The 18,296-nt window shown below is 68.3% G+C and carries 15 protein-coding genes; 4 read left to right on the plus strand and 11 right to left on the minus strand.

The window, feature by feature from the left end; translation table 11 throughout:
- Positions 1-15: 15 nt before the first annotated feature.
- The 4 genes from AC5RUP_RS09975 to uvrB all read right to left on the minus strand — a co-directional run bounded on the left by AC5RUP_RS09975 (position 16) and on the right by uvrB (position 5,340).
- Positions 16-459 (minus strand): hypothetical protein, encoded by a 444-nt coding sequence (locus tag AC5RUP_RS09975; protein ID WP_494153702.1) that lies wholly within the window; start codon positions 457-459, stop codon positions 16-18.
- Complete coding sequence (locus AC5RUP_RS09980; protein ID WP_494158505.1) at positions 456-1,784, minus strand: MFS transporter; 1,329 nt, start codon at positions 1,782-1,784, stop codon at positions 456-458. The genes AC5RUP_RS09975 and AC5RUP_RS09980 overlap by 4 nt, the downstream gene beginning before the upstream one ends.
- 39 nt (positions 1,785-1,823) lie before the next feature.
- On the minus strand, positions 1,824-2,984 hold the full coding sequence (locus AC5RUP_RS09985; protein WP_494158506.1) for a TerC family protein: 1,161 nt from the start codon (positions 2,982-2,984) through the stop codon (positions 1,824-1,826).
- Positions 2,985-3,243: 259 nt separating this feature from the next.
- The gene (gene uvrB / locus AC5RUP_RS09990) at positions 3,244-5,340 is read right to left on the minus strand and encodes an excinuclease ABC subunit UvrB (RefSeq protein ID WP_494023150.1); all 2,097 of its coding nucleotides are present in this window, start codon (positions 5,338-5,340) and stop codon (positions 3,244-3,246) included.
- Positions 5,341-5,502: 162 nt separating this feature from the next.
- On the opposite strand from uvrB, the gene AC5RUP_RS09995 reads away from it, so the two are divergent.
- A complete protein-coding gene (locus tag AC5RUP_RS09995; RefSeq protein ID WP_494154126.1) occupies positions 5,503-6,336 on the plus strand; it encodes a VOC family protein in 834 nt (277 codons plus the stop codon).
- An 11-nt stretch (positions 6,337-6,347) separates the two neighbouring features.
- Here the strand turns inward: AC5RUP_RS09995 and coaE are convergent, their stop codons facing one another.
- Both coaE and AC5RUP_RS10005 read right to left on the minus strand, forming a co-directional pair.
- Positions 6,348-7,559, minus strand: a complete 1,212-nt coding sequence (gene coaE, locus AC5RUP_RS10000) for a dephospho-CoA kinase (protein WP_494158507.1) — start codon at positions 7,557-7,559, stop codon at positions 6,348-6,350.
- Positions 7,560-7,640: 81 nt separating this feature from the next.
- A complete protein-coding gene (locus AC5RUP_RS10005; protein WP_494154059.1) occupies positions 7,641-7,874 on the minus strand; it encodes a DUF6480 family protein in 234 nt (77 codons plus the stop codon).
- A 119-nt stretch (positions 7,875-7,993) separates the two neighbouring features.
- Between AC5RUP_RS10005 and AC5RUP_RS10010 the strand changes: the two genes are divergently transcribed.
- Positions 7,994-8,668, plus strand: coding sequence for an IMPACT family protein (locus AC5RUP_RS10010; protein WP_494154060.1), 675 nt, complete (start codon positions 7,994-7,996; stop codon positions 8,666-8,668).
- Positions 8,661-9,794, plus strand: coding sequence for a class I SAM-dependent methyltransferase (locus tag AC5RUP_RS10015; protein WP_494154061.1), 1,134 nt, complete (start codon positions 8,661-8,663; stop codon positions 9,792-9,794). Before AC5RUP_RS10010 ends, AC5RUP_RS10015 begins: the two co-directional genes overlap by 8 nt.
- A gap of 53 nt (positions 9,795-9,847) precedes the next feature.
- On the opposite strand, the gene AC5RUP_RS10020 is transcribed toward AC5RUP_RS10015, so the two are convergent.
- The 4 genes from AC5RUP_RS10020 to polA all read right to left on the minus strand — a co-directional run bounded on the left by AC5RUP_RS10020 (position 9,848) and on the right by polA (position 16,342).
- Entirely contained in the window at positions 9,848-10,156 is a 309-nt protein-coding gene (locus AC5RUP_RS10020; RefSeq protein WP_494154062.1) for a PRC-barrel domain-containing protein, read from the minus strand.
- A gap of 233 nt (positions 10,157-10,389) precedes the next feature.
- Positions 10,390-11,862, minus strand: a complete 1,473-nt coding sequence (rpsA, locus tag AC5RUP_RS10025) for a 30S ribosomal protein S1 (protein ID WP_493980210.1) — start codon at positions 11,860-11,862, stop codon at positions 10,390-10,392.
- A 286-nt stretch (positions 11,863-12,148) separates the two neighbouring features.
- A complete protein-coding gene (locus AC5RUP_RS10030; RefSeq protein ID WP_494154063.1) occupies positions 12,149-13,459 on the minus strand; it encodes a GNAT family N-acetyltransferase in 1,311 nt (436 codons plus the stop codon).
- 108 nt (positions 13,460-13,567) lie between these two features.
- On the minus strand, positions 13,568-16,342 hold the full coding sequence (gene polA / locus AC5RUP_RS10035) for a DNA polymerase I (RefSeq protein ID WP_494154064.1): 2,775 nt from the start codon (positions 16,340-16,342) through the stop codon (positions 13,568-13,570).
- Between polA and AC5RUP_RS10040 the strand changes: the two genes are divergently transcribed.
- The gene (locus tag AC5RUP_RS10040) at positions 16,341-16,850 is read left to right on the plus strand and encodes a hotdog fold thioesterase (RefSeq protein ID WP_494067732.1); all 510 of its coding nucleotides are present in this window, start codon (positions 16,341-16,343) and stop codon (positions 16,848-16,850) included. The two genes, polA and AC5RUP_RS10040, sit on opposite strands and share 2 nt — an antisense overlap.
- Before the next feature lie 194 nt (positions 16,851-17,044).
- Here AC5RUP_RS10040 and AC5RUP_RS10045 read toward each other — a convergent pair.
- Positions 17,045-18,296: HNH endonuclease (locus tag AC5RUP_RS10045; protein WP_494158508.1), on the minus strand; the 1,252-nt coding region annotated here is incomplete at its 5' end.

The raw sequence follows: 18,296 nt of genomic DNA on the forward strand, positions 1-18,296 counted from the left end.
AGGCGCGGAAAGGGTTTACCCGATCGTCTGTACGTAAAAGTTTTCGCTCCGCAGGCATCCCTCGGGCGCGCTCTCGGTGAGACGGTCGAGTTGGTCCTGCCGGAGGGTTCCCCCGCCGAAGAATACCGGTCCGCCGATCGCCAGAGACCGGCCTTCGACTTCCACGGTCAGCAGTTCCCGCCCCTGGCCGAAGGCGGCGTCGGCCGGAAACACCAGCATGACCTCCCGGTCCGAGGTGTCCCTACCGATGACGCAATTCTCCGCCGACAGCTCGACGGTGCCCTCGAAGCCGGCCTCCATCTCGAAGTTCTCCCGGCCGCTGTCGGGATTCACCAGCAGGACCGCGTTACCCGGACCCGTTTTGACGGCACCGAAGGATGCGGGGACGCCCTCGTCACCGCAGCCCGACAGGAGGATCGACACCACGGCTCCTGCGGCCAAGACCTGCCGGCGGCTCACGACGGGCTCCTGCCGCCGGCACCCACGCCTGCCGGGACGCCCCCGCCGCGGGCGGCGAAAGCCATCGCCAGCAAGATGCCCGCAACGACGGCGGCCGCCGCGTTCAGGCCGGCGAACCCCAGGGCGGCCAGCAGCGGACCCGACAGGGCTGCCCCCAGGGCCCCCGCGGCGCCCATGAGTGTGTCGGACAGGCCCTGCGCCGGCACGCGGCCGGATTCCGGCACCGACTCGGCCAAAAGTGTGGAGCCGGCAATCACCGAGGCCGACCACCCCAGGCCCAGCAACACCAGACCGGCACCCACCAGCCACGTGTCCTGCTGTCCCAACCCGGCCAGCGCCGTCGCGGCCAGGAGGACCAGCTGACCGGCCACGATGGTTCGGGTGCGTCCCAGCCGGTCGGTCAGCCAGCCCATCAGCGGCGACAGTGCGTACATGCCGGCCAGATGCAGCGAGATGGTAAAGCCGATGATGGCGAACGTGTCCGTCTGGCTGTGCTGGTGCCCGCCCGCATGGTCCAGCGCCTGCAGGTGCACCGGCGTCATGGACATCACCGCTACCATCACCAGTTGGGCGCCCACCACGGCCGCCAATCCGAGCGCGGCCATAGGTTGGTGCCGGATCGCCGCCACGCCCGTCCGCAGGGTTCCGCGGCGGTTGACCGGCAGGGCGCCCCCGCTGCCGCGTGCACGCGCATAGCCCAACGGGTCCGGCCGCAGGCCCACCAGCAGCAGCGCGGCGCCGATGGCCATGCCCGCCATCGAGAACAGGAAGGGTCCGGAGGACTCGGGCAACCCGAGCGCGGCACCCAATTCGGCGCCCGGGCGGATCAGGTTGGGGCCGGTCACGGCACCGACCGTGATGGACCAGACCACGAAGGCCAGGTCCCGGCCGCGATGCTGTGGCACGGCCAGGTCCACCGCCGCGAAACGGGCCTGCAGGTTGGCCGCGTTGCCGACCCCCAGGAGGGCGGAGCCTACCAGCAGCACCGCAAATGATCCGGTGACCGGTGCCAGCGCCATCAGCGCCGAACCCAGCAGGGCCAGCAGCAGGCCGGTGACCAGCGCCCGCCGGCGTCCGGAACGGGCGGCGACACTGGCCAACGGCAGGGCCGCCAGCGCGCCCGCCAAGGCTATCGCCATCGTAGACGTTCCCGCCAGGGCCTCGCTGCCGGTGAGTTCCACGGCCAGCAGCGAGCCGATGGCCAGCCCGGCGCCGTGGCCCAAGCCGCTGAACAGCTGGGCCAGGGACAGGGAAACAACGACGCGGCGCTGAACGGCCCTCGTGCGAGGGTCTGCGTTCAGCGCCGCGTCTGGTTGCTGGGTCACACGCCGAGCCTAGTCGACCTGCAACCGGTTAAACCGCCGTTACTCGGTGTCGGACTTGCCGCGCTCGGCATCCGACTGGACGCGCCCGGCGTCCGAGCGTGCCGGCTCGGCCTCCGCCTGGACGCGCTCCGCGTTCGACCGGGCGGGCTCGGCGTCGGACTCGGCGGCCTCGCCGTCGGCCCTGGCGCGCTCGGCGTCCTTTGCCAGCCGCGCATCGATGGCTGCCTGGCGGCCCGCCGGGCTGAGCAGGCTGGCCACCGTGGCGACCACCAGGGTGCCGATGATCACGCCGAGCGACAGCTGGGTGCTGATCTCCGGGACCCACTCGACGTGCTGGCCGCCGTTGATGAACGGCAACTCGTTCTCGTGCAGCGCGTGGAAGATCAGCTTCACGCCGATGAAGGCCAGGATGACCGACAGCCCGTGCTTGAGGTAGACCAGGCGGTCCATCAGGCCGCCCAGCAGGAAGTACAGCTGGCGCAGGCCCATCAGCGCGAAGATGTTTGCCGTGAAGACGATGAACGCGCTCTGGGTGAGGCCGAAGATCGCCGGGATGGAGTCAACCGCGAACAACAGGTCGGTCATGCCGATGGTGATGAAAACCATGACCATGGGGGTGAACAGACGCTTGCCGTCCACCGTGGTGCGCAGCTTGTTGCCGTCGTAGTGCTCGCTGACCGGCAGCTTCTTGGTCAGCCGGGAAATCAGCCCGGACTCGGAGCCCTCTTCTTCGTCCTCGCCCGAGTCTGTTGCCTGCTTCCAGGCGGTCCAGAGCAGGAACGCTCCGAAGATGTAGAACACCCAGCTGAACTGGGCGATCAGCGTCGCGCCCAGCAGGATGAAGATGCCCCGCAGGATCAGCGCGATGATAATGCCGAACATCAGCACTTCCTGCTGGTACTTCCTCGGCACGGAGAACCTGGCCATGATGATGATGAAGACGAACAGGTTGTCCACGCTGAGGCTGTACTCGGTGATCCAGCCGGCCACGAATTCCTGGCCGTAGTCGGGGCCGGCCTGCCAGAACAGCACGCCTGCGAAGATCAGCGCCAGTGTGACGTAGAATCCGACCCAGAGGCCGGCCTCTTTCATCGACGGCTCGTGCGGCCGCTTAACCACGTACAGCAGGTCAAACAGCAGGATGACGCCCAGGACCACGAAGGACGTGATCTCAAAGGGCAGCGATAATTGGTCCGACACGGAACCTTGCCTTTCACAGAAGATGCCGCGCGGGTGCGGTGCGCGGGTGCGAGTGTTCGCCGCAAGTCTCTCCGCCTGCCGCTCTGCGGCCAGGCCACTGTGCCCGGCGGGGCGTCGATGCCCCGCGTGTTGACGTCCACAGTGTTCGGGATACTCCCCTACGCTCGGTCAAGTGTAGCGTAGGTGCGCCCGACGACGGCGGGCGCGCACCGCCGTCGTCGTTTCACCGCCGGAAGTCCGTGCGGCAGCTGCGGAGGGCTTAGGCGTGGCCCGCGGCGCGCATCTGCCGCAGGTCCTTCTTCAGGTCCGAAACCTCATCGCGCAGCCGGGCAGCCAGCTCGAACTGCAGCTCCGCCGCGGCGGCGTGCATCTGCTCCGTCATCTGGGCGATCAGCTCGCCCAAATCCTCGGCCGGCGCCGCAGCCAGTCCGTCGCGGCGGATCTTGTCCTTGGGCACGGCGGCGGACAACCCCCGCTTGCCCTTGCCGTAGTCGAACTCCTTCAGCAGTTGCTGGGTGTCGGCGTCCTCGCGGGCCAGTTGGTCGGTGATGTCGGCGATCCGCTTCCGCAGCGGCTGCGGGTCCACCCCGTGTTTCTTGTTGTGCGCGACCTGGATCTCCCGGCGGCGGTTCGTTTCCTCGATCGCCTTGGCCATGGAGTCGGTGATCTTGTCCGCGTACATGTGCACCTGCCCCGACACGTTGCGGGCGGCACGGCCGATGGTCTGGATCAGCGAGGTGCTGCTGCGCAGGAAGCCTTCCTTGTCCGCGTCCAGGATGGCGACCAGCGAGACCTCCGGCAGGTCCAGGCCCTCGCGCAGCAGGTTGATGCCCACCAGCACGTCGAACGTGCCCATCCGCAGCTCGCGGAGCAGTTCCACCCGGCGAAGGGTGTCCACGTCGGAGTGCAGGTACTGGACCTTCACGCCGTGCTCGTTCAGGTAGTCGGTGAGGTCCTCGGCCATCCGCTTGGTCAGCGTGGTGACCAGGACGCGTTCGTTGCGTTCCACGCGCGCGTTGATCTCGCCCAGCAGGTCGTCGATCTGGCCCTTGGTCGGCTTGACGATGACCTCGGGGTCCACCAGGCCCGTGGGCCGGATGATCTGCTGGACATAGCCGTCGGACTTGGACAGCTCGTACTTGCCCGGCGTGGCGGAGAGGTAGACGGTCTGGCCGATCCGCTCCAGGAACTCGTCCCACTTCAGCGGCCGGTTGTCCATCGCGGACGGCAGCCGGAAACCGTAGTCCACCAGGTTGCGCTTGCGGGACATGTCACCCTCGTACATCGCGCCGATCTGAGGCACGGTCACGTGCGATTCGTCGATCACCAGCAGGAAATCGTCCGGGAAGTAATCCAGCAGGCAGTGCGGCGCGGTGCCCGGACCGCGGCCGTCGATATGCCGCGAGTAATTCTCGATGCCGTTGCAGAACCCCATCTGCTGCATCATTTCGAGGTCATAGGTGGTACGCATCCGGAGCCGTTGCGCCTCCACCAGCTTGTTCTGCGACTCAAGGACCTGCAGCCGGTCGCGCAGTTCGTCCTCGATGTCCCTGATCGCCCGGCTCATCCGGTCCTCACCGGCCACATAGTGCGACGCCGGGAAGACGTACATTTCAGTCTCTTCGCGGATGATCTCCCCGGTAACGGGATGCAGCGTCTGGATATTCTCGATTTCGTCCCCGAAGAACTCGATCCGCACGGCCAGTTCCTCGTACATCGGAATGATCTCCACGGTATCGCCCCGGACCCGGAACGTGCCCCGGTGGAAGTCGATGTCGTTGCGGGCATATTGCATGGCGACGAACCGGCGCAGCATGTCATCCCGGTTCATTTCCGCGCCCTTACGGAGCGTGACCATGCCCGCGATGTATTCTTCCGGCGTGCCCAGACCGTAGATGCAGGACACGGTGGCCACCACGATGACGTCGCGCCGGGTCAGCAGCGCGTTGGTGGCAGAGTGGCGCAAACGTTCGACTTCCTCATTGATGGAGGAGTCCTTCTCGATAAAAGTATCCGTCTGTGCCACGTAGGCTTCCGGCTGGTAGTAGTCGTAATAGGAGACGAAGTACTCCACGGCGTTGTTGGGCAGCAGCTCGCGGAACTCGTTGGCCAGCTGCGCGGCCAGGGTCTTGTTTTGCACCAGCACCAGGGTGGGCCGCTGCACCTTTTCTACCAGCCAGGCGGTGGTCGCGGACTTGCCGGTGCCGGTGGCACCGAGCAGCACGACGTCCTTCTCGCCCGCCTGGATCCGTTCGGTCAGTTCCGCGATGGCGGCCGGCTGGTCGCCGGCGGGCTGGAATTCGCTGACGACTTCGAAGGGCGCCACAACGCGTTTGATGTCCTGCGCAAGACTCATGACGTTAACGGTAGACCCGATTGCGGTCAGGGTGGGTCCGGAATCGCTCTGGGCCTAACGTCGGTAGCGGATCGGCCCGCCCCTTGCCCGCTGACCGTTGCCCGGTACCCGCCGCGTGCGGTAGATGTGTGGATGCAGCCGGCGACGAACGGAAGGCACGCCATGGACCTGGTCCGAACCTATCCCGAGGGTGTGACGTCGTGGATCGACGTCGAACACCGCGACCTTGAGGCGGCCAAGGACTTCTACGGCGGGATCTTTGGCTGGACCTTCGCCGAGGCCACTCCGCCGGGGGTATCTCCGCGCTATGTGATCGCCAGGCTCGACGGCCGGGACGTTGCCGGCCTTGGCGAGGGCACTGCGGGCGCCACCCCCGCGTGGAACACGTACGTCGCCGTCCTGGACTCGGAGGCGGCGGCGGAGAGGATCCGCTCCGCGGGCGGTCAGGTGCTCTCCGGCCCGGCCGACGCCGGTGACGGCGGCCGGGCGACGCTGTGTGCGGATCCGGCCGGCGTCCCGTTCCGGCTTTGGCAGGCGCGGAACCGGCCGGGCGCCCAGGCGGTCAACATGCCCGGCGCCTGGAACTTCAGCGACCTGCACGCCGCCGATCCCGCCGCAGCGTCGGCCTTCTACGGAGAGGTCTTCGGCTGGCAGTTCGACGACGTCGGTTTCGGCAGCATGATTCGCGTCCCCGGCTATGGCGACCACCTGCAGGCGACCAGTGATCCCGGCATCCACGAGCGCCAGTCGGGCATCAACGTCCCGCCGGAATTCGCCGATGCCATCGGGTGGCTCACGGGCCTGCAGCCCGGCGAGACGGCACACTGGCACGTGGCGTTCACGGTCGCCGACCGCGACGAGACCGCCGCCGACGTTGAACGCCGGGGCGGGACGGTGCTCGGCCACACCACGTCCGACTGGACCCGGGATGCCCTGGTCCGGGACCCGCAGGGCGCCGTGTTCACCGCGAGCCAGTTCGCCCCGTCCGCGGGGTGAGGCCGCCGGCGCTAGCTGCCGACGGCGGGCGGTTTCCACCCGGTGTCCCGGGCCCACTCGTTCATCTGCGGATCGGCCGTCCGGCTGAACCAGTCTTCCTTCGCACGGGCGTAGCCGCCGGTCGAGGGGTCGGACGCATGCAGGCCGGCGAGCCGACGTTTCTCGGCCAGATACGCCGCGGCCGCACCGGGGTTGGCCCGCAGCCAGTCCCGGAACAGCAGGGCGTAGCGCCACCCCGGGGAACCGGCTTCCCGGATGTGGACGTTGACGGCACGGCCCGGGTCGGCGTTGCCGTGCAGTCTTTTCTGCCAGTCCCCCGGCTCCGGATGCTGTGGCCTCGGGGTGTCCCGCCAGGTACCCGGCCAGCGCGGGAAGCCGGCGGCCGCCAGGGCGTCCGCGGCGCAGTCGGCGTCGTCCAGGCTCCCCACGGTCACCTGCAGGTCCAGCACGTCCTTGGCCGGCAGCCCCGGAACGGCGGTCGAACCCACGTGGTCGACGGCAAGGATGCGCGGGTCGGCGCGGCTGAGCCGCGCCGCGAGCAGGGCTGCCTGCGCCGGCCACTCCGGCTGGGGGTCGAGCAGGACGGGCGGGCCGGTGCGCGGAGCCAGCCGTCCGGCCAAGAGGTTCCGGTTGAAGGGCAGCAGGCGTTCCGCCCAGAGCGCCTCCAGCGCCGCTAACAATTCCTCCCGGGTGCCGTTGTTTTCCAGCACGACGTCGGCGGCGGCCCGGCGTTCCGCCGTGGAGGCCTGGGCGGCGACACGGGAGCGGGCGTCGGTTTCGCTCATGCCGCGGTCCTCGACCATGCGCCGCAGCCGCTCGTCTTCGGGCGCATCGATCACCAGCACCAGATGGAAGGAGGGGCTCTGCCCGGTTTCCACCAGCAGCGGGATGTCTTGGACCAGGATGGCGCCCTTGCCCGCCGCGGCCGCCCGCGCCGCCGCCGTGGCGCGCACCAGCGGGTGCACGATCCCATTCAGGCGCTCGCGGTGCGCGGGATCGTTGAAGACCAGGGCGCCGAGCGCCGGCCGGTCAAGCCGGCCGTCGGCCGTGAGGATGCCGGGGCCGAACGCGTCGACGACGGCTCGCAGGCCGTCGGTGCCGGGCTCTACCACTTCCCGGGCGATGGCGTCGGCGTCGATGAGGGTGGCGCCGAGCTCGGCCAGCCGCCGGGCAGCCAGCGATTTTCCGGCGGCGATGCCGCCGGTGAGTCCGATTCTGAGCACGGCCTTAGTCTAGCCAGCACGCGGACAGGCACCGTGCCACCGCGTGCCCGGCGGCGCTGCGGGCTTTGGTGCCCGGGCCCGCTACTCCTCGTGCCCTTGGTCGGCGCTCATCTGGTCTTCGGCGGGCGGAGTTTCTCCGGGCGGAACGCCACCGCCTGGTTCCAGCCCGGTGATGTTCTGGCTTTCGGGATCAGGGTTGGCCGAGTCGCCTTGGTCGGCCGATGCCCGGCCTTCGTTGACGCCCTCAGGCGCGGCCGGGCCGTGGCCCTTGCCGCCTGAAACGCGCGGGTCGAATTCCGGTTGGTTTTTCGCCATGGTTCCGCCGTTCGTTGCGTTCTCCGGCCGCCCCGCGGGCGCGGCCCTGTGCCACCCAGACTAGGCACGCTCGCGCCCGCCGGACAAGGGACCCCGGGCGGCACACTAGGCTGGAACCTATGGTTCCCCCGTTCCCCGGCAGCAGCTACACCACCGTAGCCGGCGAGCACCGGCACGAGATCGAAATCAAACGCTCGAGGTTCATCACGGTGCTGCGGCGGGTGGAAACGGAGCAAGAGGCCCGCGGCCTGGTCGCGGAGCTGCGCCGCGAATTCCACGACGCCCGGCACCACTGCAGTGCCTTCCTGCTGGGGCCGGACCGGGGCGTCCAGCGCTCCAACGACGACGGCGAGCCCGCCGGTACGGCTGGGGCTCCCATGCTGGAGGCCCTGCTCAAACGCGAGACGGCGCCCGGGGTGACGGACCTCAGCGACGTCGAAGCCGTCGTCGTCCGCTATTTCGGGGGGATCCTGCTGGGAGCCGGAGGACTGGTGCGGGCCTATTCGGAGTCGGTGTCGCAGGCCGTGGCGGCCGCGCCGCTGGTCCGGCGGCGCCGGATGCGCCTGTTCGCGGTGCCGGCGGCGCATGCCCACGCCGGGCGTTTGGAAAATGACCTGCGCGCGGGCGGCACGGTGGTGCTTGGCAGCGAGTACGGAGCCGACGGGGTCCGGATCAGCCTGGCGATCGACGACGAACCGGCGGTCATTTCCCGGTTTGAGGAGCAGCTTGCCGCGCTGACCTCGGGTGGTCCGGCCGCGGAACCGCTGGGCACGGAATGGGTGGACCTTGACTGAGCGGCCCGCGTTCGATTTTTCGGAGCTCCGGCGCTGGCCGGATGTGGAGGCGGACAACCTCTTCGCCTACGACGCGGCGGACAGGTTGCTGCTGGACACCGCCGCGCCCCTGTTGGACGGCGTGGACGGCAGCCGGATCACGGTCGTCAACGACCACTACGGGGCGCTCACGCTGGCCCTCGCGGCGGCCGGCAAGCAGGGCATGCGCGTGGTCCAGGACCCGCTCAGTTCCGAGCGGGCCCTGGCCCACAACGCCGCGCGGATGGGACTGGCGGGCTACCGGAATTGCCTGCTGGAACCGGCGGCGTTCGACGGCGCAGGGCTCGTGCTGCTGCAGTTGCCCCGCGCGCTCGATGCGCTGGAGGAGATCGCCGGCTGCATCGCGGCGGCCGCCTCGCCGGGCGTCACTGTTCTGGCCGGCGGGCGCGTCAAGCACATGACAACGGCGATGAACTCCGTGCTCGGCGCCTCCTTCTCCTCCGTGACTGCGGGGCTGGCGCGGCAGAAGGCACGCGTGCTGACGGCCACGGGTCCCTTGCCGGCGACGGGCGGGCGCTTTCCCCTGGCGGAAGAGCACGACGTCGGGCTGCCGGTTCCGCTGCGGCTGCTTGCCTTCGGCGGCACCTTCGGCGGGCCCAAGCTGGATCCCGGGACCCGGTTCCTGCTGCCCTTGCTGGCGGGCGCCCGGCCGGCGGACCGCGCCGTCGATCTCGGTTGCGGCAACGGATCCATCGCCGCCTATCTGGCACTCGCGCGCCCGGGCATGCGGGTCCTGGCGAGCGACCAGTCGGCCTCTGCCGTCGCGTCGGCACGTGCCACGGCGGCAGCAAACGGCGTGGCGGGCCGCGTGCAGGTCCACCGGGACGATGCGCTGTCCTCCCTGCCGGCGGCCTCCGAGCAGCTGGTGGTGCTCAACCCGCCGTTCCACATCGGCAACGCCGTGCACGCGGGCATCGCGCTGAAACTCTTCGCCGACGCCGGGCGGGTGCTGGGGCCGGCCGGGGAATTGTGGACTGTCTGGAACAGCCACCTGGCCTACAAACCGGCGCTAAACCGGCTGGTGGGGCCTACCCGGCAGGTGGCGAGGAACTCCAAGTTCACGGTCACCGTCAGCACCCGGCGCTGAGGGGCGGCTCTCGCGTGCCCGGCGACTACTCCCGTGCCCGGGCCTAGGCGGCTCTAAGTGCCGTAGTACCTGCGCAACTCGGCCTCTTCCTCCGGGGTCAGGCTGTCGGATGCGTCCGGCGAGGGCGAGTCCTTGATGGTGTCATGGCTGTAGGCGACGTACACGTCGCGTGATTCGATGCGGGCTCCGGCGACCGGGACGAACTTTTCGCGGCTGTCGGCCAGGCCCAGGCCAACGGTGAGCCAGGTGATGGTTCCGGTCACCGGATCCTGGTGGACCTGCCCCACCACGCCCAGTTTCTGCTGCTCGCTGTCCCACACTGTGGATTGCTGCAAGGCGTGAATGTCGACTTTTTCTGCCATGTTCTCTCCATTCCGGCCAATGGCCTGCGTGGGTGTCCGTACGTTCCTCACCCTAAATCCCACGCCTGCACCGGGCAAGGACCGCAGCGGCCCCCGAACGGACACCGGCCGCGCGGCGACGGCCCTGCCGGCGCTCCGGAAAAGGCGCCGGAGACAGCAGGAACCCCCGCACCCTGGGGTGCGGGGGTTCCTCAATCAGCGATGCCGGGTTGCCCCGGCGCCGAGAACCGTTGTTACTGGCCGGTCAGCTTCTCACGCAGTGCAGCCAGGGCTTCGTCGGAAGCCAGGGTGCCGCCGCTGGAGGCCGGAGCTGCCGGGGCGTCGGAGGAGTAGCTGGTCGGAGCGGCCTCGGACTCGCTCGGAGCCTCGGCTTCCTCTGCCATGGAGGCAGCAACCTGCTTCTTGTGGGCTTCCCACCGCGCCTGGGCGTCGGCGTACTGCTGCTCCCACGCGGCGCGCTGCGCCTCGTAGCCTTCGAGCCACTCGTTGGTCTCCGGGTCGAAGCCCTCCGGGTACTTGTAGTTGCCCTGCTCGTCGTACTCGGCAGCCATGCCGTAGAGGGCCGGGTCGAACTCGGAGCCCTCCGGGTCGACGCCCTCGTTGGCCTGCTTCAGGGACAGCGAGATGCGGCGGCGTTCCAGGTCGATGTCGATGACCTTGACGAAGACCTCGTCGTTGACGGACACAACCTGCTCGGCCAGCTCCACGTGGCGCACGGCCAGCTCGGAGATGTGGACCAGGCCCTCGATGCCGTCTTCGACGCGGACGAACGCACCGAACGGAACCAGCTTGGTGACCTTGCCCGGGACGATCTGGCCCAGGGCATGGGTGCGGGCGAAGGTCTGCCACGGGTCTTCCTGGGTGGCCTTCAGGGACAGGGACACGCGCTCGCGGTCCAGGTCCACCTCGAGCACCTCGACGGTGACTTCCTGGCCAACCTCGACGACCTCGGACGGGTGGTCGATGTGCTTCCAGGACAGCTCGGAGACGTGCACCAGGCCGTCGACGCCGCCCAGGTCCACGAAGGCACCGAAGTTGACGATGGAGGAGACGACGCCCGGACGGACCTGGCCCTTCTCCAGCTTGTTGAGGAAGGTGGAGCGGACCTCGGACTGGGTCTGCTCGAGCCATGCACGGCGGGACAGCACAACGTTGTTGCGGTTCTTGTCCAGCTCGATGATCTTCGCTTCGATCTGCTGGCCGATGTACGGAGCCAGGTCGCGCACGCGGCGCATCTCGACGAGGGAGGCGGGCAGGAAGCCGCGCAGGCCGATGTCGAGGATCAGGCCACCCTTAACAACCTCGATGACGGTGCCGGTAACAACGCCGTCCTCTTCCTTGACCTTCTCGATGTCGCCCCAGGCGCGCTCGTACTGAGCACGCTTCTTGGACAGGATCAGGCGGCCTTCCTTGTCTTCCTTGGTCAGCACCAGGGCTTCGACCTCGTCACCGACGGAGACAACTTCGCCCGGGTCGACGTCGTGCTTGATGGAAAGCTCGCGGGAGGGGATGACACCTTCGGTCTTGTAACCGATGTCGAGCAGGACTTCGTCGCGGTCAACCTTGACGACAGTGCCTTCGACCAGATCGCCATCATTGAAGTACTTGATGGTCGCGTCGACGGCTGCGAGGAAGTCTTCAGCGGTACCGATGTCGTTGATGGCGACCTGCGGGGTACCGGGCTTCTCGGTGGAGGTGATGGTCATGTAGTAGGGGCTCCGATGTGGATAGTTTTCTGAGTTCCGCTGCTGCCCTGCGTCCCGGCGCGCAGCAGCATTGGCCAGCTGCAGCACACGGGATGCATTGCCGTTTACGGAAACGGACTGATGTGTTTTGGTGAAGCTCATGGAGCCTGCCTTCGGCGAAGGGCTCTCCATACGCATTACGCGCCCAATAAGTCTAACTGGTCGCGCCAATCCCGGCAAAGCGACGCGCCCGGTCAAGGCGCAGGTGCACGCCGAAACTGTGCCCGCGGCCCCCTTCCCGGAAGGGTCAAAAATGCGTGATGCAATACGGAGCGGTGTCCGTGGCGAACAGTCGGTCCATCCGGGACACCGCCTCCGCTGACGTACCCGAGAAGTGGCCGCCCGCCGCCAGGGTCCGCGCCTGGACTCCGCCCAGATACAGCGAACCGAGGGAATCCACGGGCACTGTGGCGTCGACGTCCGCGTCCTCCGGCAGCACGTCGACCACTCCCCGGCCGTCCTTGACGGTCAGCCGGTAAGCGCCGCCGCATATGTCCAGCGGATCGGTGATCCGCAGGGTGCACGAGCCGTCGTGCAGGTACGGCCTGGCTTGGAGGGCCGCTACCGGGTCCAGCACGCGCAGCCACAACACATCTTCGACCGCCGCCACCTCGTAGCCGCGGCTGTCGGCCAGGCCCCACGCCAGCGGATCCTCCACCGGCCCGAGCGGGAACTTGATCCGTTCCACCAGGTCCAGCGACCCGAGGTAACGCCACAACTCCAGGTACGCATCCTGCCCGGCGGCAACCAGGTCAGCCACCTTCACGGTGTAGGGCTTGCTGTCCCAGCCGGCAAAGCGGTAGCTGACATAGCCGTCCGGCCGGCCGTCGCCGTCGTAATGGACGGCCGCCCGCAGCGACTTGTCTTCCGACGCCTTGTCCTCGCTCCAGCGGCCCGAGACCCGGAAGGCGTAACTGGCCTGGCGCCCGACGGAGCCAAGGGTCCGGGTGTGGAACCCGCTGAATATTTCCGGCGCCAGGTTTTGGAGCGAAGCCGGGTCGGCCAACTCCATCGTCCCCGTCGCGGCGGCGCGCAGCCCGAACCGTTCGCGGGCATCGATTTCCACTTCGCGGATGAACGTCGCCGCGCCAAACCCGAAGCGTCCGTAGATGGTGGCCTCGGAAGCGGTGAGCGCCGCCATCGCGAGTCCCCGGCCGGCCGCCTGCTTCAGGTCGTCGGTGATCATCCGCCGCAGCAGGCCGCGGCGCCGATGCGTCGCCCGGACCGTCACCGCGGTGATCAGGTGGGTGTCCAGCAGCCGCCCGCCGCCCACGTTGAGGGTGTTGACCATGGTGGCGTAGGTAGCGACAGGCACTTCGGGGTCCCACACGCCCGGCCGCTGCGTGTCGTCGTAGGCGCCCCAAAGGATCCGCTGGTCGTTGCCGTAGACCCGGGCGTAGGCGGCGATGTCGGAGGCATCGGGCTTGCCGTCGTGGAACCCGAACCTGACCGCTTCGAACCAGCCGAGGGTCCTGGCGTCCGGCCGGTCGCCGTCGAGCCCGGCGGCAAACCGGTCAATGCGGATGTCCTGGCGGGTTTCCTGGGTGTGCGTGGTCACGATCTTCGAGCCTAGCGGCACCTCCCCCGGTCCGCCAGAGGGAGCCGCAGCCATCGCACAGAACCGTCACCGCCTCCGCGTGCCGGGGACGCCGGAGGCGGGACGTGCCTAGTGTCCGGCTTCCTGCCAGTTGGCGCCGACGCCCACGGACACGTCCAACGGCACCGTCAGTTCCGCGGCGCCGCCCATCTGGGCACGCACCAACTTTTCCACCTGTTCCCGCTCCCCCGCCGCTACTTCAAGCACGAGTTCGTCGTGGACCTGCAGCAGCATCCGGGACTTCAGCCCCTGGTGGCGCAGCTCCTCCGAGACGCCGAGCATGGCCTTCTTGATGATGTCGGCCGCCGATCCCTGGATGGGCGCGTTCAGGGCGGCCCGCTCCGACATCTCGCGCAGCTGGCGGTTGTCGCTGGCCAGGTCCGGCAGGTAGCGGCGGCGGCCTTCGATGGTCGACGTAAACCCGTCCACCCTGGCCTTGTCCACAACTCCGCGCAGGTAGTCGCGGACAGCGCCGAACCGGGAGAAGTATTCCTTCATCAGGGTCCGCGCCTCGTCCACGGAGATGTTCAGCTGCTTGGACAGCCCGAAGGAACTCAGCCCGTACACCAGGCCGTAGGACATGGCCTTGACCTTGGCGCGCATCTCGCTGGTGACATCCTCCGGGGCGACGCCGAAGATGTGCGAACCGACGAACCGGTGCAGGTCCTCGCCCGAGCGGAACGCCTCGATCAGGCCCTCGTCTCCGGACAGGTGAGCCATGATCCGCATTTCGATCTGCGAGTAGTCGGCGGTCACCAGCAGCTCGTAGCCCTCGCCGACGACGAACGCCTCGCGGATGCGCCGGCCCGCCTCCGACCGGACCGGGATGTTCTGCAGGTTCGGGTTAATGGAGGACAGCCTGCCGGTGGCGGCCACCGTCTGCGCATAGGTGGTGTGGATCCGCCCATCATCCGCCACGGTCTTGCGGAGGCCTTCCACCGTTTGCCGCAGCTTCGAGGCGTCACGATAGGCCAGCAGCTGGACCAGGAATTCGTTGCCCGTCTTGGCGAACAGGTCGTTGAGCGCATCGGCGTCGGTCGAATAGCCGGTCTTGATCTTCTTGGTCTTCGGCAGCCCCAGCTCCTCGAACAGCACCGTCTGCAGCTGCTTGGGCGAGCCCAGGTTGATTTCCTTGCCAATGATGCCGAAGGCCGCCGAGCTGGCAGCGTCGATGGTCACGGTGAAGTCGTCCACCAGCCGGTCCAGCGCACCCGCGTCCACGGCGATGCCGTCCAGTTCCATCCGCGCCAGTACCAGCGACAGGGGCAGGTCGAGCCCGCCCAGCAGCTGGTTGGCGCCGCGATCTACCAGTTGCCCGGCGAAGTGTTCGCTCAGCTGCAGCGCGGCGAAGGCCTGCACCACGGCCGGTCCGGCCTTGTCATCCTCGGACAGACCGAGCTCCAACTGCCCGTTGGCTGCGGTTTCGGGGGCCGCCACGGACATCTTCAGGTGGTACTGGGCCAGGTCCGCCAGTTCGTAGCTGCGCCGGTCCGGCTGGATGAGATAGGCCGAAATCGCGGTGTCGTCAACGACGCCCAACAGCTCGAACCCGCGCCGCGAGAGAACCTTGTAGGCGTACTTGAAGTCGTGGACGACCTTCGGTGCGTCAAGGTCGGACAGCCAGTGTGCCAGCAACTGCTCGGCGTCGGCGTCCAGCGCAGTCAGCGGCACGTAGGCGGCCTGGGCGTGGGCCACCAGGGCCAGCCCGACGGCGTCGTCCCCGCCTTCCGCGGTTTCGGCCACCAACTGCAGGGCAACGTTGTGCTGGTTGGTCTCCTCCAGCCATTCCTTCAGGGCGGCCGCATCGGTGACCACCGTGTGGGCGGGGGCATTGACCTCCGTCTCGCGGACGGCGTCCTCCTCGCCGAAAAGGTCGAAAAGCCGCTTGCGCAGGGTGTTGAACTGGAGTGCATCGAAGAGTTCCTCGATGGCGGCCCGGTCGGGGTGCTGCAGCACCATGTGCTCCAGTTTCACGGGCAGGTCCAAGTCCCGGAGCAGGTGGTTCAGCCGGCGGTTGCGCTTGACGGAATCGACATTGGCCCGAAGAGCCTCGCCTACCTTGCCGCCGATCGAATCCAGGTTCTCCAGGATGCCCTCCACGCCGCCGTAGAGATTAATCCACTTGGCAGCGGTCTTGGGGCCAACGCCGGGAACGCCGGGAAGGTTGTCGGCGGTCTCACCGACGAGGGCCGCGAGATCGGCGTACCGCTCCGGCCGGACGAAGTACTTGGCTTCCACCGCGTCGGCGTCCATCGGCGGGATGTCGCTGATGCCCTTCTTCGGGTACAGCACGGTGACTTTGTCCGTGATGAGCTGGAAGGCGTCCCGGTCCCCCGACACCACCAGAACCTCCCAGCCGGACTTCTCCGCCCGCTCACTCAGGGTGGCGATGACGTCGTCGGCCTCGTATCCGTCCAGGGTGACGGTGGGGATCTGCATCGCCTCCATCACCTTGACGATCAGGTCCACCTGGCCATGGAATTCCTCGGGCGTCTTGTTACGGCCGCCCTTGTACTCGGAATACTCCTCGGTGCGGAAGGTGGGAGTGTCCAGGTCGAACGCCACGGCGATGTGGGTCGGTTCGCGCTGCTCGATCATCTTGATCAGCATGGAGGTGAAACCGTAGACGGCATTCGTGTGCTGGCCGGTATCCGTGGAGAAGTTTTCCACTGGCAGGGCATAGAACGCGCGGAACGCCATCGAGTGGCCATCGATCAGCAGCAGGCGCTTAGGCCCCGATGCTTCGCTCTCCGGGCCGGAAACGGGGGCTACCTCCGCCTCTACTGTCGCGGTGGCTGCTTCCGGTTTGTTAGTTTCACTCACACCTGCCAGCCTAGTTCCCATGAGCGACAAATTCACACCCGGCGACAGTGCTGCGGGACACTCGCAGGGCGCGCTTCCGGCCTCGGCCGCGGCCACGATCGCCGAACTGGTCGACGCCGGTGTCCCGGAACACCTGCACCGGTTGCTGATACACACCGGGGTGGGATCGCTCGTGGTGAAGATGGGCATCGTTTTCAGCGAGATGACGCCGCAGCGCATGGTGGCAACCATGCCGGTGGAAGGGAATACCCAGGTGGCGGGCATCCTGCATGGCGGCGCGCACGTGGTGCTGGCTGAAACGCTGGGGTCCTTCGCGGCGACTCTGCACGCGGGCGCCGGCCGCCACGCCGTCGGCATCGAAGTCGGCGCCAGTCATCACCGCTCCGTCTCCTCGGGACTGGTCACCGGCACCGCGACCGCGATCCAGCTGGGGCGTTCGCTGACCGTGCACGAAGTCGTGATGACCGATGACGCCGGGCGGCGCCTCTCCACGGCGCGGATTACCAATCTCATTCGCGACAACGCGTAGGCACCCTTCGAGGTCCCGCGAGCCTGGAGGCTCCCCCGTGCGCTGGTTAGTGCCACTCCCCTTTGCGCTGATTAGTGCCACCGCCCTGCTTTGATGAGTGCCACTGCCCCTCGTGCTGGTTAGTGCCACTCCCCGCTAGCGTTTGTCAGCGCCACTCCCCTTGCGCTAGCAGTCCCACAGCTTGACCTGGTTGCTTAGGCGGCCGACGGGGCGAGCTTGTCCCTCGGGATTTTCACTACTGCCCAACCGCCGGCAGCGCACGCACCCAGCCGGGCGCCGTCGCCGGCGTCGTAATCGCTGTTAGCCGCGGCAGCGGCCAAAGCGCGGTGGATGATTTCGGCGCTCGCCGCCAAGGATGGGTGAGCCGTCCCTTGTGCCGACGTCCGTGTACCTGCCGGCACCGTCCCGGCTCTGGCGTGACCGGACTCTGACGCCCCGGTTGGCGGCGTGCCTGGTAGTGGTGGCGGGGTGGAGGTGTAGGTGTGTCCGGTGGGGGTGGTGGTCTCCACCGCGTGGTGCGGTCCCTCAGTAGGGCGGCTGGACCAGCCTTCGGCTTCCTTGGACTGGTTGCATTGTTCGCACAGTCCCTGGCCGTTGGCCATGGTGGTTTTGCCGCCGTGTGACCAGGGCACGATGTGGTCGATGTGCCGGATCGGGGCGTCGCACCAGGGCCTGGCGCAGACCGCGTCGCGGGCGTGGATCATCCGGCGCATCCCGTCGGGGAACTTCCGTGCGGCCGAGTCCATCCCCAACAGCTGCCCGGTCCCCGGGCTGGTGTAGAGGCGGCGGACCCAGATGTCTTCCACGCTGGCCTGTTTCAACACCTTGTTGCGTTGGGCCTGCTCGCGGGCGGTCTTCCACCCCGGTTCGGTCCCGGCCGGCGGCGCCTTCTGCCCTATCCCGCCCGGCGGGCTGCCGTCGGTGGTGGTTGCCGGTGGTTGTGCCGGTGCCTGCGGTTCTTGTGGCGGGCGGGTGAGGTTGCGGGCGTAGCGGGCCGGGACGATGCCGTGCCCGGTCAGCCAGGCCGGTTCGTTCCGGCCGTGGAGCAGGGCGCGGTCGGTCATCACCAGCTGGATTTCCAGCCGGGCGGGGTCGGCGGTGCTGCGCCCGGTGACGCGTTCGAACACGGTATCGGCCATCAGCTGGCCCCTGGACCGCGGGTCGCCCATGCTGCGCAGCCGGTCCGCTTCCCGGTGCAGGGCTGCCATCACCGCCACCCCCTGGACCACCGGCAGCAGGGTCCGGACCGAGACCATGGTGTCGGGCTCGGGCCGGGAGGACACATGCCGGTCCGCTTCGGCCTTCGCCGCCCGCTCCACCACCGAGCGGGGATCGAGCCGGTAAGCGATGCGCTTGGCTTCGGCCCGCAGCGCCCGGTTCCCGAGCCCGTGCAGCCGGTCCCGGTTGCCGGCCAGTTCCCGGTCCACGCGGGCCCGGTGCTCCGGG

The organism is Arthrobacter sp. Y3223151 (genome assembly GCF_059091125.1).